The following is a 22,002-nucleotide window of genomic DNA, read 5'->3' on the forward strand; positions in this document are numbered from 1 at the left end:
TCAGGGCGCAAATGTGTGCCGGCCGCGTTGGCGGCGGAATACCAGCTTAGCCTCGGCGCTAGCAGCCGCGCCATCTGCCGGGGAGGAAGGGGCCTGTCGCTGCTGCACATCTGCCCGCTCGATCTTCGAACCCAGGGCCACCTCGACTGCAAACCAGACAAGTCCGATGATGGCCATGACAACGATGAGGATATTGCGGGCTACCAATAGGTAGACGGCGAACATGTTCTCGCCCACGTGGTTCCAGATGTAGTCATAGTTGAATGGGTAGACCAAGGTGCCCAGCACGGCGGCGATAATGGTGCAGGACGCTAACAAGGCTTGGAATATCCGCAAGGGAGCGAACCCTTGCGGCAGGCGCTGACGAATCACCACGGCAAGCAAGGGGCCCAGCCAGACGATGTATTGCGGGGAGAAAACCTTATTCGTCGCGATAAGAAGCAGGACCATAACGGTAAAAAACGCCATGGTCGTGCGGGTGGTCCATCCGCCGGCGCACAGTCGGTACAGCGCCCAGCCCACTGCGAAGACGAGCATGGCAATGGTGGCAATAGTGCTCCACGTCATTGCGGTATCTACGCCAGGCCCGGAAATTTCAAAGCTCTTGGACGGCGCGTAGCCCAGGTGCCACCGCCCCGGAGAGCGATGTGCCTGCAGCAGCAGGAACGTCGCCGGGATGGACTCCAACTGGAGACCGCGCACGCCCTGATAATTCAGCGGTGAAAGCAGGCGCTCGGTGCCAGAGGCAGTAATCGTGACGGTGCAGACCGCGACGATGGTGCAGAAAAACGCGAGTAGGCGCTGCCAGGTTGCGGAGCTGTTGAAGCGGCCCACCAAGCCGGCAGCGAGGACTCCTGGCCATAGCTTCATCGTGGTGGCAAATCCCAGTACCGCTGAGGCGATGAGCGGACGGGTAGCTAGAAGTGCAGCTGCCCCGGCCACGGCTAAGGCGGGGAATATATCGAGACGCCACACAAAGGTGTGGCCAGCTGCGGTGCCGAAGAGGACCCAGAACCAGGCGGCCTGGAAACTGCGCGGTTGAGTCGGGTGGTGGCGCAGGAGGAGGGCTAAAAAGGCGGCGTCAACAAGCAGGGTCATGATGGTGAAGCCGATATAGAATGCGGTGATATTCTCGCCGGTGAGCCATCCCAAAAGCACCGTGGGCCACGTGCCCGAGTGGGGGTATTCGGTCATCTGTGTCGGGTCATCGCCAAAGAGCCCGGCAAAATAATATGCGACATCGCCCCTGGGATTGTGGTTAATCTTGAGTAGGTAAATAAGGACGAGGCGGGCGATGACCCACCCAATCCATACTGCTGGAACAGAAGCGATGCGTTTCACTCAAAAGACTTTATTCAATGCGCGCCTACTTCGGTAGCGGACATAGTTTCTTCTAGAAAATTCCTCCACTTTTGCTCCCAGAAGTGGGGGACGGATTGAAAAACAAACTGACGGCTCGTCCAGTGAGTAGTGTGGACGGTAATTGCCTAGAAAGTGATGTAGGACATAGGGAGTGTGCAGATGGCATCTATTCGCGAGGTTCTGGCCGTCGAGGAAACGAAAGTGGCAGATGTCTTTAAAGGCCCTGCTGTGGAGTCGCGGATTGAACGTACCTTCGGCGGGCAGATTGCTGCTCAAGCAGTGGCCGCAGCCCAGCGCACTGTGTCCGGCAAAGACATCCACTCCCTGCATGGCTACTTTGTCGGCCCTGGCGATGCGAGCCGGCCAATTGAGATCCGGGTTGAACGCATTCGGGAGGGGAGCTCCTTTGCTAATCGGCAGGTGCGTGTCTACCAAGGTGACGTGCTCCTTTTTACTCTCATGGCTAGTTTTCACCGCGACGGTGACTATGGTCCGCAGCATCAGGACGCCGCGCCGAAGGTACTAGGGCCCGAGGAGGCAGCTCGGATGGGCGGTGGGGCCCCGTACTCCACCCGGATTATCCTCAAAGAGTGGGAGGAATGGGATATTCGCCTCGTGCCAGAAGAGGACCGCGATCCGGTGGCTGCAGAGCGCACCGGTGCAGGCTATCGGTATATCTGGTTCCGCAACACAGGTCATCTGCCAGCGGATTCTGCCTTTCACTGCGCTGCGCTGACTTATATGTCAGATATGACGCTGATTCGCTCGGCCCTTATTCCGCATCAGGGAGAAAAAGTGCAATTGGCCAGCCTTGACCATGCGATATGGTTCCTGCGCCCATTCCGCGTGGATGAGTGGTTGTTGTATGAGCAGGTATCACCCGCGGCGTCGAACGCAACGGCGGTTGCGCGTGGCAAAATTTTTACAGAGCAGGGTGAGTTGGTGGCGTTGGTAAATCAAGAGGGCCTTACACGTTACTTAGATGAAAATTTGGGCAGCGGCTCTGCCCATGGCAATTGGCACAAAGTATAAGAATGTCCCGCTTATAAGGGGGTCGCTTTCACGCGTTCGTGCAGCACACGTATAATTGCCACCAGTTTCAGCACCCGATTAGAAAGGGACTACATGTCAGGCCACTCGAAATGGGCAACTACCAAGCATAAGAAGGCTGCCAACGATGCCAAGCGTGGCAAGGAATTTGCCAAGCTGATCAAGAACATCGAAGTGGCGGCTCGTACCGGCGGTGGTGACCCAGCGGCTAACCCAACCCTTGATGACATGATCAAGAAGGCCAAGAAGGCCTCCGTCCCCAATGACAATATTGAGCGTGCTCGCAAGCGCGGTTCCGGTGAAGAAGCCGGCGGCGCCGACTGGGAAACCATCATGTACGAAGGCTATGGCCCGAACGGCGTAGCTATGCTTATTGAGTGTCTGACGGATAACCGCAACCGTGCGGCGACCGACGTGCGTACCGCGATGTCCAAGAACGGCGGCAACCTAGGTGAGTCCGGCTCTGTGGCCTACATGTTCACCCGTACCGGCTACGTCTTGGTAGAAAAAGGCGAGCTGACGGAGGATGACGTCTTGATGGCCGTGCTGGAAGCAGGCGCGGAAGAGGTTAAGGACCAGGGCGAGAAGTTTGAGATTGTTTGCGCACCGACAGATGTGCAGGCAGTCAAGGACGCGCTCAAGGACGCCGATATTGAGGTCGATGACTCCGACAGTGACTTCCGTGCGTCTGTCGAGGTACCGCTGGAGGCCAATGATGCCAAGAAGATTTTCCGCCTCATTGATGCCTTGGAAGACTCCGACGATGTGCAAAACGTCTACACCAATATGGATCTCTCCGATGAGGTTCTAGCCGAGCTGAACGAGGACTAATCCTCTTTAGCAGGAACGAATCTTAGCGCCGGTAGCGCTCCGTGGGGATTGCCCGCAGGAGACGTAGCCGGCGCTTTTCCATGGGTTGACTGGATGCTACGCTTGTAGAACACCTGTGTGTAGTCCATAATGGGGCGGTAGGCAGTGCATGGTGGTGCCGACATGACAATGGGGGAAAGATGAACCTAGAAGGAATGCGCGTGATGGGAATTGACCCAGGCTTGACGCGCTGCGGACTTTCGGTGGTTCAGGCTGGTCGTGGCCGAGCAATCCTTCCCGTTTCTGTCGGCGTGGTGCGCACCCCGAGCGATAAGGACTTGACGGAGCGCCTCCTGCGCCTTTCGGTGGCGGCGAAAGAGTGGATGGATGACTATTCGCCAGATGTGGTTGCGATCGAGCGCGTCTTCGAACGCGGCCAGGTATCCACAGTCATGCAAACGGCCCACGTCGTAGGGGTGCTGGTGCTGGCTGCGGCTGAACGCGATATTCCGGTGTACATGTACACCCCGTCCGAGGTGAAAAAGGCCATCTCAGGGAACGGACGCGCAGATAAGAAGCAGATGACCACCATGATTACCCGTATTCTGGGGTTGACTGAACCGCCCAAGCCTGCCGACGCCGCCGACGCTCTTGCGTTGGCAGTGTGCCACTGCTGGCGTGCCCCGGCCATTGTGCGGATGGACCATACCGGTCTCGGGCTTGGTGCTAAGACCAGCGGCGTGCGCGGCCAGGGCAAGAAGCGCTAGGGATTTTTACTGAGAGTGGAAGGATAAGAAGCCAATGATTGCTGCACTGCGTGGAGAGGTAATCCATATTGGACTCGACCATGGGGTTATCGACTGTGCAGGCGTGGGGTACAAGTTTCTGGCTACCCCAAAAACACTGGGCACCTTGCGTCGCGGAGAACAGGCTACGGTTCTTACCAACCTGGTGGTCAAGGAAGATTCTCTGACTCTTTATGGCTTCAGCGCTGATGAGGACCGCGAGATGTTCCAAGTGCTGCAATCCGTGTCTGGCCTAGGGCCTAAGCTGGCCCTGGCGGCGCTGTCGGTCATGGGGGCAGGGGAACTTGCTGCGGCAATTAGCGCGGAAGATGTGAAGGCGCTGCAGTCTATCCCGGGCGTCGGCAAGCGTATGGCCCAACGCTTGGCTCTGGAGCTGAAAGATAAGGTAGCGGCCTTTGCGCCAAGCGGGCCCGCCGCCGCAGGCTCCGTTGATACCGCCATCGCGCCGGCCGGTGGTGCCGTGGTTGAAAGCGTGACTGAGGCGCTTGTTGGCCTTGGGTTTAGCGATAAGGCAGCGCGCCCCGTGGTGGAATCCGCCTACGCGGAAGATCCCGATGCCGATACGTCCTCTCTCTTGCGTGCGGCGCTGGCGCAGCTGGGCAAGAAGAAATAACCGGCAGGAAGGCTGACAATCATGTCTGATATTGAGCGCACCGAGTTCAATCTCCCTGAGAGCGTCGACGCGGCACACGCCACCCAGCGCAATAGCGATGTGGATGCCACCGCGCACTCCGAGGAGCATGATATTGAACGCTCCTTGCGTCCAAAGTCGCTACAGGAGTTTATCGGCCAACCCAAGGTACGCGAGCAGCTTTCCCTTGTGCTTAAGGGGGCAAAGAACCGTGGGGTGACGCCCGACCACGTTTTGCTTTCGGGGCCGCCCGGTTTGGGCAAGACCACAATGGCGATGATTATTTCCCAGGAGTTGGGCACCTCGCTGCGTATGACTTCCGGGCCCGCTTTGGAGCGCGCCGGTGATTTGGCTGCAATGCTTTCCAACCTTATGGAAGGCGATGTCCTTTTCATCGATGAGATCCACCGCATTGCCCGGCCAGCAGAAGAAATGCTGTACATGGCAATGGAGGACTTCCGCATTGACGTCATCGTGGGCAAGGGGCCCGGTGCTACTTCTATTCCGCTAGAGATTCCGCCTTTTACCCTGGTCGGCGCGACTACGCGCGCCGGCATGCTCACGGGCCCATTGCGCGACCGCTTCGGTTTCACCGCGCAGATGGAGTACTACGACACGGCTGATCTCACCCAGGTGATCAAGCGCGCCGCCCACATCTTGGACGTGGAAATTGACCACGATGCGGCGGTAGAAATTGGCTCTCGGTCGCGCGGAACCCCGCGTATTGCTAACCGTTTGCTGCGCCGCGTTCGTGACTATGCCGAGGTCAATGGCACCGGGCTGATTGATCTCAGCGCGGCCCAGGGAGCGCTCGAAGTCTTTGACGTAGATGACATGGGACTTGACCGCCTCGACCGAGCGGTGCTCAATGCCCTGATTAAGGGGCACGGCGGCGGACCGGTTGGCGTGAGCACACTGGCCATCGCAGTGGGCGAGGAGCCCTCGACGGTAGAGGAGGTGTGTGAGCCTTACCTGGTGCGTGCCGGGATGGTTGCGCGCACGGGACGCGGCCGTGTAGCTACCGCTGCAGCATGGCGACACCTAGGGCTTACTCCGCCGGAGGGCGCGGCCGGGCTGTTTTAATTTAAGGGCTAGCCTGCTTGGCGATGCCCCCCTTGGGGTTTCTGTGCGCACCGCCGTCTGGCACACTAGGGTGCTATGGAAATCATCATTCTCATCATTATTGGCATCCTCTTCGCCGTTCCCTCGTTTATGGCCATGCGAAAGCAGCGCCAGCGCCAAAATGAGATGCAGGCCCTCCAGAATTCCCTGCAGCCGGGCGACGCCATCGTTACGGCGGGCGGCGTGCACGGCGTGGTGCGCAGCACTGGCGACAAGGATGTGGAGCTAGAAATCGCCCCTGGTGTGGTGGTTACTTTTGACAAGATGGCCGTCATTCGCACGGAGGAGGAAGCCAATAGCCTTGAGCGCCCTGCTGCTGGGGACGCCAAGAATGATGCGGCAGATAACCTGCCAGATGAGGAATATCCTCCGTTTGACGGCCAGGAGAAGAAATAGCCCGCTATTTCCTAAGAGTTGCCTTAACGTTTGCTAGGTGGGTGGGGCCTTCGCGGAGCGTAGACCCCATCACACTTTGAGTCTTTTCCGGACCTCGTTAAGGAAAACTCCGCTTGATGACGTACGATTGTGCGTTGTTAACGTGCCTGCGCCATGTGGCGGGGCCGTATTTAATGTTTAAACACCCTGTTATAAGCAGCACAGGAGATTATCGTTGTCCGCAAAAACCCGTGGCGCTATGAAAAATAGCAAACGCCAATGGCCGAAGCGCGCGATCGCGCTCTTCGTTCTCATTGTGGTTGTTATCTACGCGCTTATCTTTTTAACTGGTAACCGTCAAGGCACCCCGAAGCTCGGCATCGACTTGCAGGGTGGCACCCGCGTAACGCTGGCGCCGCAAGGCGAGGAACCCACCCAAGACCAACTCAAGCAAGCACGCAACATTTTGGAACAGCGTGTCAACGGCATGGGTGTTTCTGGTTCCGAAGTTGTCATCAACGGCAACACCTTGGTCATTACCGTTCCGGGAGAAGATGCCTCCCAAGCGCAGGCCGTCGGCCAAACCTCGCAGCTGTTCTTCCGTCCGGTGGCTAAGCCCTCCATGCCGGATATGGAAAAGCTCAATAAGGAGCTGGAAGATATGGCCAACCGCTGGGTGAAGTACGACGTACTCAGCGCAGACGAGGCCAACAAGCAGATGGAGCAGATGACCCAGGCCATCGCTCAGCAAGAAGCGCAGATGACTGGTAAGGAGCCGAAGAAACAGAAAGCTCCCAAGGTCAGCGCCAAGCCGCTTGAGGAGCCAAGCAACTCTATTGAGCAGACTAAGCGTCGCGATGAAGTAACGGAAATGCTGCTGAAGGACCGTCAGTCCGAGGATCCGACCACCCAGGCTGCAGCTTCCGCGCTGATGACCTGCCAGGGCAGTACCGATCCCCTGGCCGGAGCCGATGATCCTGCCAAGCCATTTGTTACCTGTGACTACGCCAACGGCAACCCCTACGTACTGGAACCAGCACCGCTTCTCAATGGCATCAAGGACGAAAACGGCACCCGCCTCACCGGTAACGAGATCGATACCAACTCTCCGATCGAAGGCGGCCTAAACGGTCAGTCCGGCCAGATGGAGATCAACTTCTCCTTCAAGACCGGTGATGGCCCGAACGGTTCGCAGACTTGGGCAGACCTGACGCAGGAACACCTTAAGGACCAGGTTGCCATTACCCTTGACTCTGGGGTTATCTCCGCACCGGTCATTCAGGGAGCAACTCCAGTTGGTTCTGCTACCTCCATTACTGGTGACTTTAGCCAGGAGGAGGCACAGAGCCTGGCAAATAACCTGAAGTATGGCGCACTGCCGTTGTCCTTCGCAGGTGAAAATGGCGAACCAGGCGGCACCGTCGAGTCCATTCCGCCCACACTGGGCAAGGCCGCACTGCAGGCCGGCCTCATTGCAGGCCTCGTTGGCCTAGTACTCGTGATGGCGTACTCGCTGTACTACTTCCGCGCGCTTGCCGGCGTATCCCTCATCTTCCTCATTGCCTCTGGCCTCCTGACCTATGGTTCCCTGGTTCTCCTGGGACGCTGGATCGGTTACTCGCTGGACCTTTCCGGCATCGCCGGTCTGGTCATCGGTGTGGGCGCAACCGCTGACTCGTTCGTGGTTTACTACGAGCGCATCAAGGACGAGCTCCTCGAAGGACGCACCTTCCGCTCCGCTACGCAGAAGGCGTGGGAGCGCGCTCGTGCCACCATTGTGACCGGTAACGCGGTGACCCTGATTGGCTCCGTTGTGGTCTACTTCCTCGCCATCGGTGAGGTGAAGGGCTTCGCCTTTACCATGGGCCTGACCACGGTCTTCGACCTGGTCGTGTCCTTCCTGGTCATGGCGCCGCTGATGCAGATGGTCGGCCGCCGTCCGGCTGCCGCTAAACCTTCGATGAATGGCCTCGGCGGTATCTACGCACTGGTGGAAGAGCGCCGTGAACGCGGCTACTTTGGCTCGGGACGTCGTCAAGCAAGCTCTGCTGAAGCCTCCGGCGTTAAAGAGTCAGCTACCAAAGAAACGGCAGGACATTCTGCCGCAGGTACCGCACGTCCCGTAGATGCTGCGGAAGATGAGGAGAAATAAGCATGGCTGTTTCGACTAAACACAAGATTTCCCGGATGGACCGCCTCTACGAGGACGAGCGCGGTTACGACTTCATCGGTCGCACCAAGTTGTGGTACGGCATTACCGCCGCGTTGATCGTGGCAGCCGTGGCCGCGATCCTCATTCGTGGTTTCTCGCTCTCCATTGACTTCGAAGGTGGCACCACGTTGTCGATGCCGGCAGGCGACCTCAAGGAAGACGAGGTAAGCCAGGTCTTCGAAGATTCCACCGGTGTAGAACCCGAGCAGGTTCACATCGTGGGCGCTGGCGATTCCGAGACCTTGGAAATCGTTTCTGAGCGCTTGAGCCAAGAGGACGTGAATGCGGCCCGCGCGGCAATCTATGACAGCTTCCAGCCGAAGGATGAAAACGGCAAGGCCACCCCGGATGCCATTGGCTCGTCCACGGTTTCCGAATCTTGGGGTTCTTCTATTACCCAGCGCATGCTCATTGCCATGTTGGTCTTCTTGGTGGCCGCGACCGTCTACGTGGCCATTCGCTTGCAGAAGACCATGGCTTTTGCCGCGATTATCGCGCTGATTGCAGACGGCGTGATCATCGCCGGTATCTACGCCCTGTTTGGCTTCGAAGTTTCCCCGGCCGTCATCATTGGTCTGCTTACCGTCTTAACCTTCTCCATGTATGACTCGGTCATCGTCTTTGACAAGATCAACGAAAATACGGAAGGCCTCGAGGGCCAGCGCAAGAAGACCTATGCTGAGCTGACAAACTTGGCTATTAATCAGACCGTAATGCGCTCGATTTCTACCTCGGTAATTTCTGCGCTGCCTATCATCGCTCTCTTCGTTGTGGCTGTGTGGCTCATGGGTATCGGTACCCTCCGCGATTTGGCGCTCATCCAGCTCATTGGCGTGGTTGAAGGCATTTTCTCCTCCATCTTCTTTGCCACGCCGCTCGTCGTGACCTTCGCCAACATGTCCAAGCGGATCAAGCGCCACAACAAGCGGGTCGCGGACTACCGCGCCGGCAAGGACGAGAATGTCGCGGCAGAATCTGGCGCAGCATTCTCCGGTCGCACCGTGGTCTCACCAGTGAGCGCAAAGTCCACCCCGGCTGAGATCGAAGATGATCCGTCCGAGTCCACTGGACAACCCGGCGCAACTTGGCGCCCGGGCCGGTAGCCTCCGGTAGTAAAATATTCGCGGAGTGGTAGCTGAAGTGAGGGCAAATAACGGTGCTTAAATCAAAGAGCAGTTCTAGCGAACGTCACTGGGGAAGGAAGGCCATTGCCTCGTGCGTTTCAGCTCTAGCTCTAGCTGCTTCTGCCTGTAGCGGGCAGGGCGGCGAAGAGGAGCCGTCTAGTGCTCCCCAGGAGCCAGAATCCTATGGATACTTTGGCTACCAGGTAAATTCCCGCTTGGCCACCACCAATGCCGGCACGTCTTTTGGTGATGCTACCTCCGCCGGTTTGTTGTCTACGCGGCTTTATCCGGGCCTTTTTATGCCCGGCCCCTCTGGCGAATTAATTCCCAATGCGGATCTAGTTGAGACCGAAGAGCTTCCGCCCGTCGCCGGCAGTGACCAGCGCAGCGTCCAGCTCACTTTGGAGGAGGATGCCGTCTTTTCCGATGGCACTCCCGTTACCTGCGATGACTACTTTTTGGCGTATGTGGCCGGTACTCATCCAGCTGAATTTGCCTCACATATGCCGTTGATGAATGACATCGCGGATTTTAGCTGTGAGCCCCAAGGTAAAACGTTCACCTTGACTTTTAACAAGGATCAGGGGCAGCGCTGGCGCCACATGTTTGGCGCCGGCACGATCATGCCGGCCCATGCCCTAGCCAAAAAGTCCGGGTTGAGCGTTATGGAACTCAACGCGGCGCTGACAGTAGAAGACATGCAGGCGCTTGCGCCGGTTGCTAAGGAATGGCGCTATGGCTTCTCCGTGGCCAAGGATCAACTAGATCCCGAGCTGCAGGTCTCCTTCGGACCCTATGTCATTGACAAGGTAGGCGACGAAGGGGAGATCATTCTCAAAGCAAACGAAAAGTACTTCGGAGACGCCCCCGCCGAGGAACATGTTGTGGTCTGGCCTTCGGATGCTGATGCACAAAAGCTCGCAGATAAAGGCGCGTTGCGCGTAGTGGACGCCGCAAGTGAAAACCCTGACTGGCTGGACAGCACGAAGGATGAGTCAGGGGAGTCCCCCTACGAGGTCACTCCAATGGTTGGCGAGCTTACGGACACGCTCACGCTATCTGAAGCTGGAGTATTCGCGGAGCCGTGGGCACGCGAGAGCTTTGCCGCTTGCGTCGATCAGCAGGCGGTTGCGCAAGCAAGCTCTGCGGCCTCCGGTGTGGAGGTGCCACCGGCTTACTTGCGTACCGTCTCCGCCACCAACCCGGTTGCCGGTGGTCTAGACAAGGTGGGTAAGGAACACCAAGGCACGGATTTGGCTAAGGCCGGCGACCTCAACGGTACGACCGTCAAGGTCGGCTATTTGGGCCCAGACAAGCGCTACGCCGCCATGGTGGAACAACTTCGTGCATCCTGTGAACCGGCCGGTATCACCATCGAGGACGCGTCTGCGGAATTCATGTCCCAGCACTACTTGGAAATGGATCCGGAAACCTGGGCGCCAACCGTCGATGCCTTCCTCGGACCGGTTGATCCCCAGACGGAGTATTCCACGGTGGAGTCGAGCATGAAGAACTCTGCGGAGCTGAAGAAAACAGAAGAGGCTCTGTGGAAGGATGTGCCATCCATTCCGCTCTCCGCGCAGCCGCGCGTCTTTCTCGTCCGCCGCGACGTGGAAGGTGTCCTGCCGTACACTGGCGTCTCGGGTATCGGGTGGAATATGGACCGCTGGCACAGCACCGTCCCAACGGACAAGGAATAGGCCCCGAATATCGGGCGTTTACGACCTCTCGCAATTATTTCTCAAGGAAGATTATGAGTTCGCACTACGAATCAGCAGCACAGGCGCTCAAGGACAAGGTCCGCCTCGTTCAAGACTTCCCAGAGGAGGGCATCCTCTTTGAGGACCTCACCCCAGTCTTGGCGGACCCAGAGGCATTTCGCACCGTGGTGGACGGCTTGGCGGCCGCCTGCGAAGAATTGGGCGCAGATATGATTGGCGGCCTAGACGCCCGTGGATTCCTCCTCGGCTCGGCCGTCGCCTACAAGATGGGCCTGGGTATCCTGGCCATCCGCAAGAAGGGCAAGCTTCCCCCTCCGGTATATACCGAGGAATATGAGCTGGAGTATGGCTCTGCGGCGCTGGAGATTCCAGCCAGCGGCGTCGACATCAAGGGCAAGCGCGTAGTGCTTGTCGACGACGTCTTGGCCACCGGTGGCACCCTCCACGGTGCCAAGCTTTTGCTTGAGTCCGCAGGTGCCGAAGTCGCTGGCAATGTGGTGGTGCTGGAAGTCAAGGGTCTCAACGGTCGTGAGCGTTTATCCGGCCCGCCACTCATTGTGTTGAATGCCACAGACTAAGATGGGATGCCTAAGCTAGATCACACGATCTAGTTGGACATGAGGCCACGAGGCCCGTGGCACTGTGAAGGGCGGTAGATTTGGCCATGGACAAACCCGTAAAGCGCCAGTCCGGCGGCGGAATGCGCAGCATGTCGGCTCGCCTTGCTCGTTCGCTTACCGGCGGCCGAGTGAAGGTGAATCCGGTGCTGGACCCGTTGATGTCTATCCACCGCAAGTTTCACCCCAAGGCCGATGCCGATTTGCTCAATCGCGCCTATGACACCGCGGAGCGGCTCCATGAGGGTGTCTTTCGCAAATCCGGAGAACCGTATATCACCCACCCGCTCGCCGTGGCGACGATCGCGGCAGAGATCGGTATGGACACCACCACCATCGTCGCAGCACTGCTGCACGACACCGTGGAGGATACGGACTACTCGCTAGAGGACCTCACCCGAGATTTCGGTCCGGAGGTGGCTCGCTTGGTCGATGGCGTGACCAAGCTGGACAAGGTGGCACTGGGCTCGGCCGCAGAGGCGGAGACCATTCGCAAGATGATTGTCGCCATGGCTACCGACCCGCGAGTCTTGGTTATCAAGGTCAGCGACCGCTTGCACAATATGCGTACCATGCGGTTCCTCCCGCCCGAAAAACAGGCTAAAAAGGCGCGGCAGACCCTCGAAGTTATCGCGCCGCTAGCTCACCGCCTCGGCATGGCCAGCGTGAAGTGGGAGCTGGAAGATCTGTCCTTTGCCATCTTGTATCCGAAGAAGTACGACGAGATCGTGCGCATGGTGGCAGAACGCGCCCCCTCGCGCGATCGCGCGCTGAAGGAGATCATTAGCCAGGTCAGTGGGGCGCTGAAGGAAAACGGCATTGAAGCCGAGGTTATGGGCCGACCAAAGCATTACTGGTCCATCTATCAAAAGATGATCGTGCGCGGCCGTGACTTCGCGGAGATCTTCGACCTCGTAGGAATCCGCATCTTGGTCGAGGACGTCAATAGCTGTTATGCCGCGATCGGCGTGGTGCACTCTATCTACCAGGCATTGCCGGGGCGCTTCAAGGACTATATTTCCTCGCCGCGATTCGGCGTGTATCAGTCCCTGCACACCACGGTGCTGGCAGATGGGGGCGCTACCTTGGAGGTCCAGGTACGTACCCACGAGATGCACTATAACGCCGAGTTCGGTGTGGCTGCTCACTGGCGCTACAAAGAAACCAAGGGCAAGAACTCGGGCCACCAGGAAGAAGTGGACCAAATGGCGTGGATGCGCCAACTTCTGGACTGGCAGAAAGAAGCCGCCGATCCCAACGAGTTCCTCGACTCGCTGCGCTACGACCTGACCGCCAAGCAAATCTTCGCCTTTACCCCCAAGGGCGATGTGGTGAACCTGCCCGCTGGTTCAACTCCGGTAGATTTTGCCTACGCAGTACATACTGAGGTGGGGCACAGGTGTATCGGTGCCAAGGTCAATGGAAAACTCGTCGCGCTCGAATCTAAGCTAAAGTCCGGCGACAAGGTGGAGATCTTTACCTCCAAGGATCCCAATGCTGGTCCGTCCCGCGATTGGCAAGACTTCCTCGTGTCCGCTCGAGCCAAGACCAAGGTGCGGCAGTGGTTTGCCAAGGAACGCCGCGAAGAACACTTGGAAGCCGGCCGCGATTCCCTGGCGACCGAAGTCCAGCGCGGCGGCTTGCCTATGCACCGGCTTTTTACTGCCAGCTCCATGAAGAAGGTAGCGGAACAGCTGCACTATACCGACGTCGATTCGCTGTATACCGCCATTGGCGCGGGCCACGTATCTGCTCAACACGTGGCCAACCAATTGGTTGCCATGTTTGGCGACCAAGACGATGCCATCGACACCCTGGCCTCGCGCACGCCCCTTTCTGAGATTGAGCACTCCCGTGCCCATCACACCGAAGATTCGGCGTCGGGCACTGGCATCTTGGTGGAAGGCAGCCCCGATGTGATGGCAAAGCTTGCCAAGTGCTGCCAGCCCGTGCCGGGCGATGCTATTTTTGGCTTCGTTACCCGCGGCGGGGGAGTCTCCGTGCACCGAGCCGATTGCACTAACGCGGAAAAGCTCAAGGCAGAACCAGAGCGCATGCTGGAGGTGGCCTGGTCTTCTGGTACCTCAGCAACGGGGGCTTTCTCTGCGACGCTGCAATTGGAAGCCCTCGACCGTCAGGGCCTCCTTTCGGAACTCACTCGGGTAATGAGCGATCAAAACATCAACGTTTTGACCATGAATTCTAACCGCGGCGATGACCATATCGCGACGGTACGGTTCACATTCTCCGTTTCGGACACCAAGCAATTGGGGACCCTGATGACCACACTGCGCAATACCGAGGGCGTCTTTGATGTTTACCGAGTAACCGCCTAGGGTGTTTGCCTCACCCTTAAGGAGGGGCGAGGCAAGCAACGCAAAGGCATCGGGGAGGTTACCTGCTTGTGAATTCTTGACTGCTGCAAGGTAAAGCTCCAGCAAGCAGGCTTAATTTCTCCTGCCAAGTAGTTAGCAAAGCGATATAAAATATCCTGTCGCTTTCTACTATCTAGGAGTACTTCAATGCAGTTTCGTTACATCGGCCAGCTTGTCGCCGCCACTACCGTTTCCGCCGTAGGTCTCACCGGCGCTCAGGCGGTAGCACAGGAAAACAAGACCACCATCTCCGTCACCAATATCACCGATATTCACGGCCACTTGGAGGACAAGATTGGTGACCCAACAAAGGCTGGCGATGAGATCGGCGTAGCTCGCCTGCAGACCCTCATCAAGCAGGTAAATGAGGGTCAGGAATTCAACCTGACCTCCTCGGGCGATAACGTGGGTGGCTCCGCCTTCGTATCTGCAATTTCTGATGACAAGTACACCCTCGAGGCCCTCAACCAGATGGGCATGAAGGTTTCTGCAGTAGGCAACCACGAGTTTGATAAGGGAACTCAGGACCTCACTGACCGTATTCAGCCCAATTCCGAGTTCCCCATCTTGGGCGCCAACGTGGTCAAGGACGGCAAGTCTTTGCTGAAGGCCTCTAACGTGGAAGACGTCGACGGCGTCAAGGTGGGCTACGTTGGCACCGTTACGGAGAACACCAAATACAAGGTATCCGCCGCAAAGATCCCAGGTGTAACCTTCACGGATCCAGTAAAGGCTACCAACGATGAGGCCACCCGCCTGAAGGAATCTGGCGAGGCGGACGTCGTCGTCGCGCTTTTCCATGAGGACGCCCAAGAGTATGCCCAGGGATTCAATAAGGACGTAGACGTGCTCTTCGGCGGCGATACCCACCAGCGCACCAAGGGCGAAATCCCCCGCGAAGGTGCCCTTCCATTGCAGTGGGCGCAGGGGCATGAGTATGGCAAGTTGCTCAACGACGTCGACATTACCTTTGACAAGTCCGCCAAGAAGGTAACCGACATCAAACTCAGCCAGTACGATGCTACGGATGCTGCCGCTGTTGTGCCGGACACCGAGATTGCGGCCGTCGTTGAGAAGGCACAGAAGGAAGCCGAGGTTGAAGGTTCTAAGACCGCCGGCAATGTGAAGCAAGACCTGTTCCGTGGCTCTGACGAAGGCGCAGAGGCAGGCTCCAACCGTGGCGTAGAATCCACCCTCAATAACTTCATCGCAGAAGGCCAACGCTATGCCATGAGCAAGCAGGTAGGCAAGGATATCGAGATCGGTGTGATGAACGCCGGTGGTGTGCGGGCCGACTTGAAGGGTGGTGACGTTACCTACAAGGACATCTTTGAGGTGCAGCCGTTTGGCAACTCCGTGATTACCGCAAAGATTTCCGGCGAGGAGTTTATCAATGCTTTGGACAACCAGTGGCAGGAAGGCAGCCGTCCACGCCTGGCCATGGGGCTTTCCAATAACGTCCAGGTGGTCTACGACCAGAAGGCTGGCAAGGGCGAGCGGGTAAAGTCCGTGACCATCAACGGTGAACAGATTGACCCGAAGAAGGATTATTCCATCGCGCTGTCTTCGTTCCTTGCTTCCAGTGACGAAGAAGCCGGCGGTGACGGCTACTTCAACGCTGGTTCCATCAAGGACAAGAACGATGTGGGCTACATGGACACTCAGGCCATGATCGATTACATCAAGTCGGGTGAGTCTGAGGTTCGCACCGGCCAGGGTCAAATCGGCGCCCACGTTGAGGGTGACGTGAAGCCGGGTGAAGAAATCACCGTCAATCTATCTAGCCTTAATTACTCCACCGAGGGCGAACCGATGGCCAAGAAGGCAACCGTGAAGTTGGGCGAGGCTGAGCAGACCGTCGACATCGACAACGCTGCGCAAGAAGGCGATGCGCAATTTGGTGAGCGCGGTCGCGCAACGGTAAAGCTCACCGTTCCAGAGAACCTGAGCGGTACCCAGAACCTGGAAATCACCACCGACGCCGGCACAAAGGCAACTCTGCCACTCGAGGTAAGCGGCGAGGGCTCTCAGGAGCCGGGAGCTAAGCCTGCGCCAAAGGGCTCTTCCTTGTCCTCCAACGGCTTTTCCGTGGGCGGCGCAGTATTCGCCATCGTTGCAGCGCTGGTAGCTGGCGTTGCGGTTGTGGGCATGAACCCGCAGATTCTTCCTGCCCCAGCTCGCAAGATGATTGAGGACTTGCGCAAGCAGTTCCACATCTAGGACAGCACAACGCAAGGCAGAGCGGCTCTTCCTGAACGGGGGAGTGACGCTCCGCCTTTTCTGTATACCTCGCGGCTGCCGGGTAACCTAAGCAGTCGTGGATACTCTAGAACTCTTCCTGCGCGAGATTACTTATCAGCTGGGTATTGAATGGCACCGTATTCCCGTTGTCGTGCTGGCGACTTTGGGTATCTACCTATCCTTCATGATTTTGGTGAAGGTATTTGGCTCTCGCGTCCTTACCTCTATGACGGCCTCAGATGCCATCATCATCATTATGTTTGGCGCGGTTGCAGGCCGTGTCATTGTGGGTAATCCACCGACCCTGGCCGCCGGCGTCATCGGCTTGACTACCCTGATGGCTCTAGAGGCCGCGTTCGGTACTATCCGCAAAGTGGTGAAGTGGACTCGCTTTCTTGACCGGCGCCCAGTTCTCCTAGTCTTTCGCGGGAAGATGGTTGAGGAGAACTTAACCCTGGCACATATTACTAAGTCAGATATTTATTCTGCTGCCCGCAAGGCAGGCATTAGCCGCATGCAGGACGTCCAGATTATGATCCTTGAGCCCACGGGTCATATCTCTGTCATCAGGGTCGGTCAAATAATCGACCCAGAGCTTTTCAAGGACCTCGTAGGGGCCGAGTACATTGAGGACGCCAAAGAGTCCTAGATGAATCTCTAGACCTGGAAAAACAAGCGTCGGGCAATACTTCCGCTTGCTCAAAAGCCTATGAAAAAGCCGCTGCACTCCCTATTGGAATGCAGCGGCTTAAGAATCGCTATGAAGCGATGACCTTACTTGGTGCCGAAAGGCAGGTCGAGGTACTTGTTTGCGAATGCGAACAGGGTGCCCAGAGCGCCGATGACGGCGGTGAATACGCCAATCCAAGCCTTGATCTCATCTGGATCCAAGTCCTTGTTGGAAGAGCCTTCCTTTGGCTCCTCAGACGGCTTGGTCTCGGTCGGGGTGCTTGCCGGCTTAGCCTCTACGGACTTGGTAGCAGTGGTTGTCTCAGCAGCGGTAGCTACAGTGGTGCCAGCAAAGGTCATGGACAGAGCGGTTGCGCCAGCAACAAGTGCCTTGCGGGAGAAAAGCTTCATTTTTTGATTCCTAACAAGCTTGGTATGTTAAAAACGTTTCAAATATTAGACAGGCTGACAGGCTTCCGCAATGGTATCGGCAAGTTTTGTGCATTGGCTGAACTAGCTGAAAGTCCGCTGTGTGCTGCGTGTTTACTACTGTGATTCTTGTGATCTGTAGGAAGTTTAGCGTTCGCCTGTTTCTGCTGCTTAACCCTCATAATCGGGCTCAGCTTAAATTAAGGAAAGGATAAGCCCCAGCGCATTCTTCGACGGAATGTGCGGTGAATGGCCGGGGCTTTGCGCCCGCCCCCGTTAGGGAGGTGTGGGGCGGTGGGGTTAAAGGGAGGGGTCGCCAAGCAGGGTTTTTAGGCCGCCTAAGCCTTAACGGTTGCCTTTTTAATCTTGACTTCCTTGGCCGGCTTGCCATCTGGCTGGCCGCCTTCGACGCCGTTCTTGGCAATCTTATCCATCGTCTTCATGCCCTCGTCAGTAATGGTGGCGAAGTAGGTGTAGCTCGGGGCCAGCTCGGAATCGTCGTAGTTGAGGAAGAACTGGGAACCATTGGTGTCTGGGCCGCTGTTGGCCATAGCGACGGAGCCGCGCGGGTAGACAACGGGGTTCTGTGCGTCCTTCTCATCCACCTCGTCGGTGGGGTACTCATCACCAAAGCTGAAGCCAGGGCCACCGGAACCGGAACCGGTTGGGTCGCCGCACTGCAGCACGTTGAGCCCACCCGAGGTCATGCGGTGGCAAACGGTGTCATCGTAGTAGCCCGACTTGGCCAGTTCAGAAATAGCATTGGTGGTACACGGCGCCTTGGCGCGGTCCATTTCCATCTCAATGGTGCCCTGGTTGGTTTCAAAGGAAACGGTGACGGTGCCCTTGGTGGAAATATCCTTGCCGTTCGGCTTCTTCGCGCCGTTGGATTCTTGACCATTGTCCTCATACTTACAGGTCACGGTATCCGGCAGGGCCTTGGCCCGCTTGTCAGCGATGGGCTGTGCCTGTGGGGCTTCCTGCGAGGTCTCAGCTGCGGAAGACTCCTCAGCCTGTACGTTTTCATCGTCGCCTTCGCGGGTGGACAAGAAGTAGATGCCGCCGACGAGGGCGAGAATTACTACGAGGGAGGCGGCAACAACGCCGAGCGGGCGTGCCTTTTGCTTGCGTTCGCGGGATTTCAGCTCGCGCTCGAGCTTGCTCAGCGCCTCTTCGCCGCGCTTTTGATTATTTGGCACCGGGAGTCAACCTTTCTAGCGATTATCGGTGGCATGATTCAACCTGACCGATTCTAGCGGTTCCTTACAGCTGAGAAAGCGTTGGCATGGAAAATAGAACAAGTTAATAGCTTTAAAGTCCAATCATAAGTACGCTGGTTTCTATGGTTGAACCAGATTTTACCGATCCGCCAACGCCCACCGTTGGTGAACTTCCCGCAGTGGGAGACCCGCTGCCCGAATTTGAACTTATCGGTACCGACCTGCGTCAGATTACCAATGAGACTTTTGCGGGCACGCGCCTTATTATTTCCATCTTGCCCTCTATTGAAACCCCTGCCTGCCAGGAGCAGCTGCGCCGTTTCCATGAGCAGGTTTCGCAGCTAGATAACACTAAGCTGCTCTCTGTTTCTCTCGATTTGCCCTTTACCCTCAAGCGCTTTTGTGCGGCTGACGGCATTGATGATGTCATCGCCGCCTCCGCATTTCGCTCTGACTTTGGTGAGAAATTCGGCGTGACTGTGCGCGATTCCGTCCTGGAAGGCCTGCTTGCCCGCTCCGTGGTGGTGGCTGATGAAAACCACAAGGTGATCCACACCCAAATGGTTCCAGGCGTGGTCACCCAGCTTGATTACGACAAGGTCTGGGATATTTTGCGCTAAGCCTTCAGGCGGTTGCCGGCCTCTACTCATCCAGAAGATGGGGGAGACCGGCTCTTTTTTATGTGGGCAGCTAGGGTAGTGGGTATGGAAATTTACGGTTTTACTGGCGGTCCGTTTCAGACGAATACCTATGTAATTGCGGAAGGCCGCCGCGCCTTAATAGTGGACCCCGGCATGGATGCAGCGGGAAAAGTCCTTGAGCATGACTTGGACTATGAGGCCATCGTGCTCACCCACGGCCACATTGACCACACCCGGGATGCCGGCACCCTGGCGGCAGAGCTCGACATCCCTGTCTATATTCATCCCGCTGACAAGTTTATGCTCGACAGTGGCGAAGGAGTATCACCCCAGGCGCAAGAGCTTTTCGACGCCGCCCATATGACCCCCATCTCCGACCTCCGCGAGCTCCATGACGGCGAAACCGTGGAGCTTATCGGTCATACCTTTGAGCTCAAACACGCGCCCGGGCACTCGCCGGGATGCGTCATGATCGTCTCCGAGGACTTTGCCCTCACCGGTGACGTGCTCTTTGCCGGCGCCATTGGACGCACCGACTTACCTCACTCGGACCCTAATGCCATGCAAAAATCTCTTGCCGGCCCGGTGTGGAGTTTGGCAGACAACCTAGACATTCTGCCCGGCCACGGTCCCACCACCACCATGCGCAAGGAGAGGGCGACCAATCCCTTCTTCGCAACATTGAGGGAGGTACTGTAATACCCGTGAGTAATAAGAAGCAGTTCCAAGCCCTGTCCGCCCCCAAAGGTGTCCCAGACTATTTCCCGCCGCAGTCGTCCGCATTCTATAAGGTGCGTCAGACCATGGTGGAGCAGGCACATCTCTCCGGCTTCCAGCACATCGAGCTGCCGATTTTCGAAGACACCGCGCTCTTTGCCCGTGGCGTGGGCGAGTCCACCGATGTGGTGTCAAAAGAGATGTACACCTTTGCTGATCGCGGCGACCGCTCCGTAACTTTGCGTCCGGAAGGTACCGCCGGCGTAATGCGCTCGGTCATCGAGCACAATCTGGACCGCGGCCAGCTGCCCGTGAAGCTCAACTATTTTGGTCCGTTCTTCCGCTATGAACGTCCCCAGGCTGGCCGCTACCGCCAGCTACAGCAAGTCGGTGTAGAAGCTATTGGCGTGGACGATCCTGCGCTAGACGCTGAGGTCATCGCTTTGGCGGATCGCTCCTTCCGCGCGCTGGGGCTTAGCGGCTTCCGCCTTGAGCTCACCAGCTTGGGCGATCGCAATTGCCGCCCGGCTTACCGTGAGAAGCTGCAGGAATTCCTCTTTAAGCTCAACTTGGATGAAGAGACCCGCCACCGTGCAGAGATCAATCCTTTGCGCGTACTGGATGACAAACGCCCTGAGGTCCAGGAGCAGCTTGCCGACGCCCCCTTGATGCTCGACCACCTCAATGACGAATGCCGTGAGCACTTTGAAACCGTTACCGGCATGCTGGACGATATGGGCGTAGCCTACGAGATTAATCCACGCATGGTCCGTGGCTTGGACTACTACACCAAGACCTGCTTCGAGTTTGTCCATGACGGACTTGGTGCTCAGTCCGGCATCGGTGGCGGTGGCCGCTACGACGGGCTGATGGCCCAGCTAGGCGGTCAAGACCTATCTGGTATCGGCTACGGTCTGGGTGTCGACCGCGCCCTGCTGGCGCTGGAGGCTGAGGGCATTACCCTGGATGGCGTGGAGTCCCGCGTGGACGTCTTTGGCGTTGCACTGGGTGCTGCCGCCAAGCGCACCATGAGCACTCTGATCAATGACCTCCGCAAGGCCGGAATCTCTGCGGATATGTCCTTTGGAGACCGCGGCCTGAAGGGCGCGATGAAGGGCGCCGACCGCGCCGGTGCACGCTTCGCGCTGGTCTTGGGTGAGCAGGAGCTAGAAAATGGCACAGTTGCGCTCAAGGACCTTGCCGCCCATGAGCAGCACGACGTAAAGGTTTCCGACCTAGTAGCCGTACTTGCTCGGGAAATGCACGTCGAGGCATAGATTTCTTTGGCCGGTGGGCATCGCGCTTAGGCGCGGTGTCCACTTTTTATGCCCGCCAGAAAGAGGTCAATGATCTTTTCCTGAATATCCGGCTGGTAGGCCTCAATATCAACCTCGCGGGGTCGTGCCAGGCTTAACAGTCCCACAATGAATTCGAGGTGGGTGACGCCGGGGCCAATCTCGCCTTGCTCTTGGCCTAGCTCAATAAACCGTCGGCCGTTGCGCTCTAGGAGGTCGCGCTGGGCGGTTAATTCAGGGCTAAGAGCGTCCAAATCCTGAGGGACGAACGCAGGAATGAGTGTGTTTAGTCCCATGGTCAGGATATGGGTGGCGTAGGTCCGGACGTAGTCTTCCCCAGAATGCGTAGATTTTTCAAAGTCCGCGATGAGGCGCTGTTGAAACTTGGCAAGGCATCACCCATATATTCCGCGCACGCGCGGATAAGGCTCGCGCGGTTGGGGAAGTTGCGATAGACGGTAGCCACACTTACGCCAGCCTGTGTAGCCACTTTTTCCAAAGCGACATCATCGCCGTGGGTACGAAAGAGCTGGCAGGCCGCAGCGATAATGGCGGTGCGGCGGTGAAGAGCATCTGCGCGCATAG

21 protein-coding genes are annotated in these 22,002 nt (G+C 57.5%); 16 read left to right on the forward strand and 5 right to left on the reverse strand.

The window, feature by feature from the left end; all coding sequences use genetic code 11:
• Entirely contained in the window at positions 1 to 1,341 is a 1,341-nt protein-coding gene (locus tag QP934_RS07055; protein ID WP_337888189.1) for a DUF2029 domain-containing protein, read from the reverse strand.
• Positions 1,342 to 1,521: 180 nt separating this feature from the next.
• Here QP934_RS07055 and QP934_RS07060 point away from each other — a divergent pair, with 180 nt between their 5' ends.
• The 13 genes from QP934_RS07060 to QP934_RS07120 all read left to right on the forward strand — a co-directional run bounded on the left by QP934_RS07060 (position 1,522) and on the right by QP934_RS07120 (position 17,095).
• The gene (locus tag QP934_RS07060; protein ID WP_419127168.1) at positions 1,522 to 2,394 is read left to right on the forward strand and encodes an acyl-CoA thioesterase; all 873 of its coding nucleotides are present in this window, start codon (positions 1,522 to 1,524) and stop codon (positions 2,392 to 2,394) included.
• Positions 2,395 to 2,487: 93 nt separating this feature from the next.
• Complete coding sequence (locus tag QP934_RS07065; RefSeq protein WP_419127169.1) at positions 2,488 to 3,243, forward strand: YebC/PmpR family DNA-binding transcriptional regulator; 756 nt, start codon at positions 2,488 to 2,490, stop codon at positions 3,241 to 3,243.
• A gap of 179 nt (positions 3,244 to 3,422) precedes the next feature.
• A complete protein-coding gene (ruvC, locus tag QP934_RS07070) occupies positions 3,423 to 3,989 on the forward strand; it encodes a crossover junction endodeoxyribonuclease RuvC (protein ID WP_040425252.1) in 567 nt (188 codons plus the stop codon).
• A gap of 34 nt (positions 3,990 to 4,023) precedes the next feature.
• Positions 4,024 to 4,641 carry a Holliday junction branch migration protein RuvA gene (ruvA, locus tag QP934_RS07075; RefSeq protein ID WP_419127170.1) on the forward strand — a complete coding sequence of 206 codons (618 nt, stop codon included), beginning with the start codon at positions 4,024 to 4,026 and terminating at the stop codon, positions 4,639 to 4,641.
• A gap of 21 nt (positions 4,642 to 4,662) precedes the next feature.
• Positions 4,663 to 5,742 carry a Holliday junction branch migration DNA helicase RuvB gene (gene ruvB / locus QP934_RS07080; protein ID WP_419127171.1) on the forward strand — a complete coding sequence of 360 codons (1,080 nt, stop codon included), beginning with the start codon at positions 4,663 to 4,665 and terminating at the stop codon, positions 5,740 to 5,742.
• A 75-nt stretch (positions 5,743 to 5,817) separates the two neighbouring features.
• A complete protein-coding gene (gene yajC, locus QP934_RS07085) occupies positions 5,818 to 6,177 on the forward strand; it encodes a preprotein translocase subunit YajC (RefSeq protein ID WP_419127172.1) in 360 nt (119 codons plus the stop codon).
• A gap of 238 nt (positions 6,178 to 6,415) precedes the next feature.
• Entirely contained in the window at positions 6,416 to 8,308 is a 1,893-nt protein-coding gene (gene secD, locus QP934_RS07090; RefSeq protein ID WP_419127173.1) for a protein translocase subunit SecD, read from the forward strand.
• Between the two features lie 2 nt (positions 8,309 to 8,310).
• Positions 8,311 to 9,471, forward strand: a complete 1,161-nt coding sequence (gene secF, locus QP934_RS07095) for a protein translocase subunit SecF (RefSeq protein WP_419127174.1) — start codon at positions 8,311 to 8,313, stop codon at positions 9,469 to 9,471.
• Positions 9,472 to 9,524: 53 nt separating this feature from the next.
• Positions 9,525 to 11,192 carry an ABC transporter substrate-binding protein gene (locus QP934_RS07100; RefSeq protein ID WP_340418926.1) on the forward strand — a complete coding sequence of 556 codons (1,668 nt, stop codon included), beginning with the start codon at positions 9,525 to 9,527 and terminating at the stop codon, positions 11,190 to 11,192.
• Positions 11,193 to 11,245: 53 nt separating this feature from the next.
• On the forward strand, positions 11,246 to 11,791 hold the full coding sequence (locus QP934_RS07105; protein ID WP_005324978.1) for an adenine phosphoribosyltransferase: 546 nt from the start codon (positions 11,246 to 11,248) through the stop codon (positions 11,789 to 11,791).
• 86 nt (positions 11,792 to 11,877) lie between these two features.
• The gene (locus QP934_RS07110) at positions 11,878 to 14,166 is read left to right on the forward strand and encodes a RelA/SpoT family protein (protein WP_419127175.1); all 2,289 of its coding nucleotides are present in this window, start codon (positions 11,878 to 11,880) and stop codon (positions 14,164 to 14,166) included.
• A gap of 186 nt (positions 14,167 to 14,352) precedes the next feature.
• Entirely contained in the window at positions 14,353 to 16,425 is a 2,073-nt protein-coding gene (locus QP934_RS07115) for a bifunctional metallophosphatase/5'-nucleotidase (RefSeq protein ID WP_419127176.1), read from the forward strand.
• Positions 16,426 to 16,522: 97 nt separating this feature from the next.
• Positions 16,523 to 17,095 (forward strand): DUF421 domain-containing protein, encoded by a 573-nt coding sequence (locus QP934_RS07120; protein ID WP_198493148.1) that lies wholly within the window; start codon positions 16,523 to 16,525, stop codon positions 17,093 to 17,095.
• 125 nt (positions 17,096 to 17,220) lie between these two features.
• Here QP934_RS07120 and QP934_RS07125 read toward each other — a convergent pair whose 3' ends face one another.
• Together QP934_RS07125 and QP934_RS07130 are read right to left on the reverse strand one after the other, a co-directional pair.
• Positions 17,221 to 17,526 carry a hypothetical protein gene (locus QP934_RS07125; RefSeq protein WP_419127177.1) on the reverse strand — a complete coding sequence of 102 codons (306 nt, stop codon included), beginning with the start codon at positions 17,524 to 17,526 and terminating at the stop codon, positions 17,221 to 17,223.
• Between the two features lie 356 nt (positions 17,527 to 17,882).
• Positions 17,883 to 18,743 (reverse strand): peptidylprolyl isomerase, encoded by an 861-nt coding sequence (locus QP934_RS07130; protein ID WP_349819211.1) that lies wholly within the window; start codon positions 18,741 to 18,743, stop codon positions 17,883 to 17,885.
• Between the two features lie 143 nt (positions 18,744 to 18,886).
• Here QP934_RS07130 and tpx point away from each other — a divergent pair, with 143 nt between their 5' ends.
• From tpx to hisS, 3 genes are all read left to right on the forward strand, one after another.
• Positions 18,887 to 19,384, forward strand: coding sequence for a thiol peroxidase (tpx, locus tag QP934_RS07135; RefSeq protein ID WP_419127178.1), 498 nt, complete (start codon positions 18,887 to 18,889; stop codon positions 19,382 to 19,384).
• 84 nt (positions 19,385 to 19,468) lie between these two features.
• The gene (locus tag QP934_RS07140; RefSeq protein WP_340418933.1) at positions 19,469 to 20,104 is read left to right on the forward strand and encodes an MBL fold metallo-hydrolase; all 636 of its coding nucleotides are present in this window, start codon (positions 19,469 to 19,471) and stop codon (positions 20,102 to 20,104) included.
• 5 nt (positions 20,105 to 20,109) lie between these two features.
• The gene (hisS, locus tag QP934_RS07145; protein WP_340418934.1) at positions 20,110 to 21,399 is read left to right on the forward strand and encodes a histidine--tRNA ligase; all 1,290 of its coding nucleotides are present in this window, start codon (positions 20,110 to 20,112) and stop codon (positions 21,397 to 21,399) included.
• Positions 21,400 to 21,425: 26 nt separating this feature from the next.
• Here hisS and QP934_RS07150 read toward each other — a convergent pair whose 3' ends face one another.
• Both QP934_RS07150 and QP934_RS07155 read right to left on the reverse strand, forming a co-directional pair.
• Entirely contained in the window at positions 21,426 to 21,713 is a 288-nt protein-coding gene (locus QP934_RS07150) for a hypothetical protein (RefSeq protein ID WP_419127179.1), read from the reverse strand.
• Positions 21,714 to 21,715: 2 nt separating this feature from the next.
• Entirely contained in the window at positions 21,716 to 22,000 is a 285-nt protein-coding gene (locus QP934_RS07155) for a TetR/AcrR family transcriptional regulator (RefSeq protein ID WP_419127180.1), read from the reverse strand.
• Between the last annotated feature and the right edge of the window lie 2 nt (positions 22,001 to 22,002).

The sequence above is a fragment of the Corynebacterium sp. MSK122 genome (genome assembly GCF_030229435.2).
GTDB lineage: Bacteria > Actinomycetota > Actinomycetes > Mycobacteriales > Mycobacteriaceae > Corynebacterium > Corynebacterium marquesiae.

What these genes read in the sequence shown, in the direction of transcription:
- QP934_RS07060 (WP_419127168.1), top strand. Translation starts at nt 1,522, where the DNA reads ATGGCATCTATTCGCGAGGTTCTGGCCGTCGAGGAAACGAAAGTGGCA.
- QP934_RS07065 (WP_419127169.1), top strand. Translation starts at nt 2,488, where the DNA reads ATGTCAGGCCACTCGAAATGGGCAACTACCAAGCATAAGAAGGCTGCC.
- ruvC (WP_040425252.1), top strand. Translation starts at nt 3,423, where the DNA reads ATGAACCTAGAAGGAATGCGCGTGATGGGAATTGACCCAGGCTTGACG.
- ruvA (WP_419127170.1), top strand. Translation starts at nt 4,024, where the DNA reads ATGATTGCTGCACTGCGTGGAGAGGTAATCCATATTGGACTCGACCAT.
- ruvB (WP_419127171.1), top strand. Translation starts at nt 4,663, where the DNA reads ATGTCTGATATTGAGCGCACCGAGTTCAATCTCCCTGAGAGCGTCGAC.
- yajC (WP_419127172.1), top strand. Translation starts at nt 5,818, where the DNA reads ATGGAAATCATCATTCTCATCATTATTGGCATCCTCTTCGCCGTTCCC.
- secD (WP_419127173.1), top strand. Translation starts at nt 6,416, where the DNA reads ATGAAAAATAGCAAACGCCAATGGCCGAAGCGCGCGATCGCGCTCTTC.
- secF (WP_419127174.1), top strand. Translation starts at nt 8,311, where the DNA reads ATGGCTGTTTCGACTAAACACAAGATTTCCCGGATGGACCGCCTCTAC.
- QP934_RS07105 (WP_005324978.1), top strand. Translation starts at nt 11,246, where the DNA reads ATGAGTTCGCACTACGAATCAGCAGCACAGGCGCTCAAGGACAAGGTC.
- QP934_RS07110 (WP_419127175.1), top strand. Translation starts at nt 11,878, where the DNA reads ATGGACAAACCCGTAAAGCGCCAGTCCGGCGGCGGAATGCGCAGCATG.
- QP934_RS07115 (WP_419127176.1), top strand. Translation starts at nt 14,353, where the DNA reads ATGCAGTTTCGTTACATCGGCCAGCTTGTCGCCGCCACTACCGTTTCC.
- QP934_RS07125 (WP_419127177.1), bottom strand. Translation starts at nt 17,526, where the DNA reads ATGAAGCTTTTCTCCCGCAAGGCACTTGTTGCTGGCGCAACCGCTCTG.
- tpx (WP_419127178.1), top strand. Translation starts at nt 18,887, where the DNA reads ATGGTTGAACCAGATTTTACCGATCCGCCAACGCCCACCGTTGGTGAA.
- QP934_RS07140 (WP_340418933.1), top strand. Translation starts at nt 19,469, where the DNA reads ATGGAAATTTACGGTTTTACTGGCGGTCCGTTTCAGACGAATACCTAT.
- QP934_RS07150 (WP_419127179.1), bottom strand. Translation starts at nt 21,713, where the DNA reads ATGGGACTAAACACACTCATTCCTGCGTTCGTCCCTCAGGATTTGGAC.
- QP934_RS07155 (WP_419127180.1), bottom strand. Translation starts at nt 22,000, where the DNA reads ATGCGCGCAGATGCTCTTCACCGCCGCACCGCCATTATCGCTGCGGCC.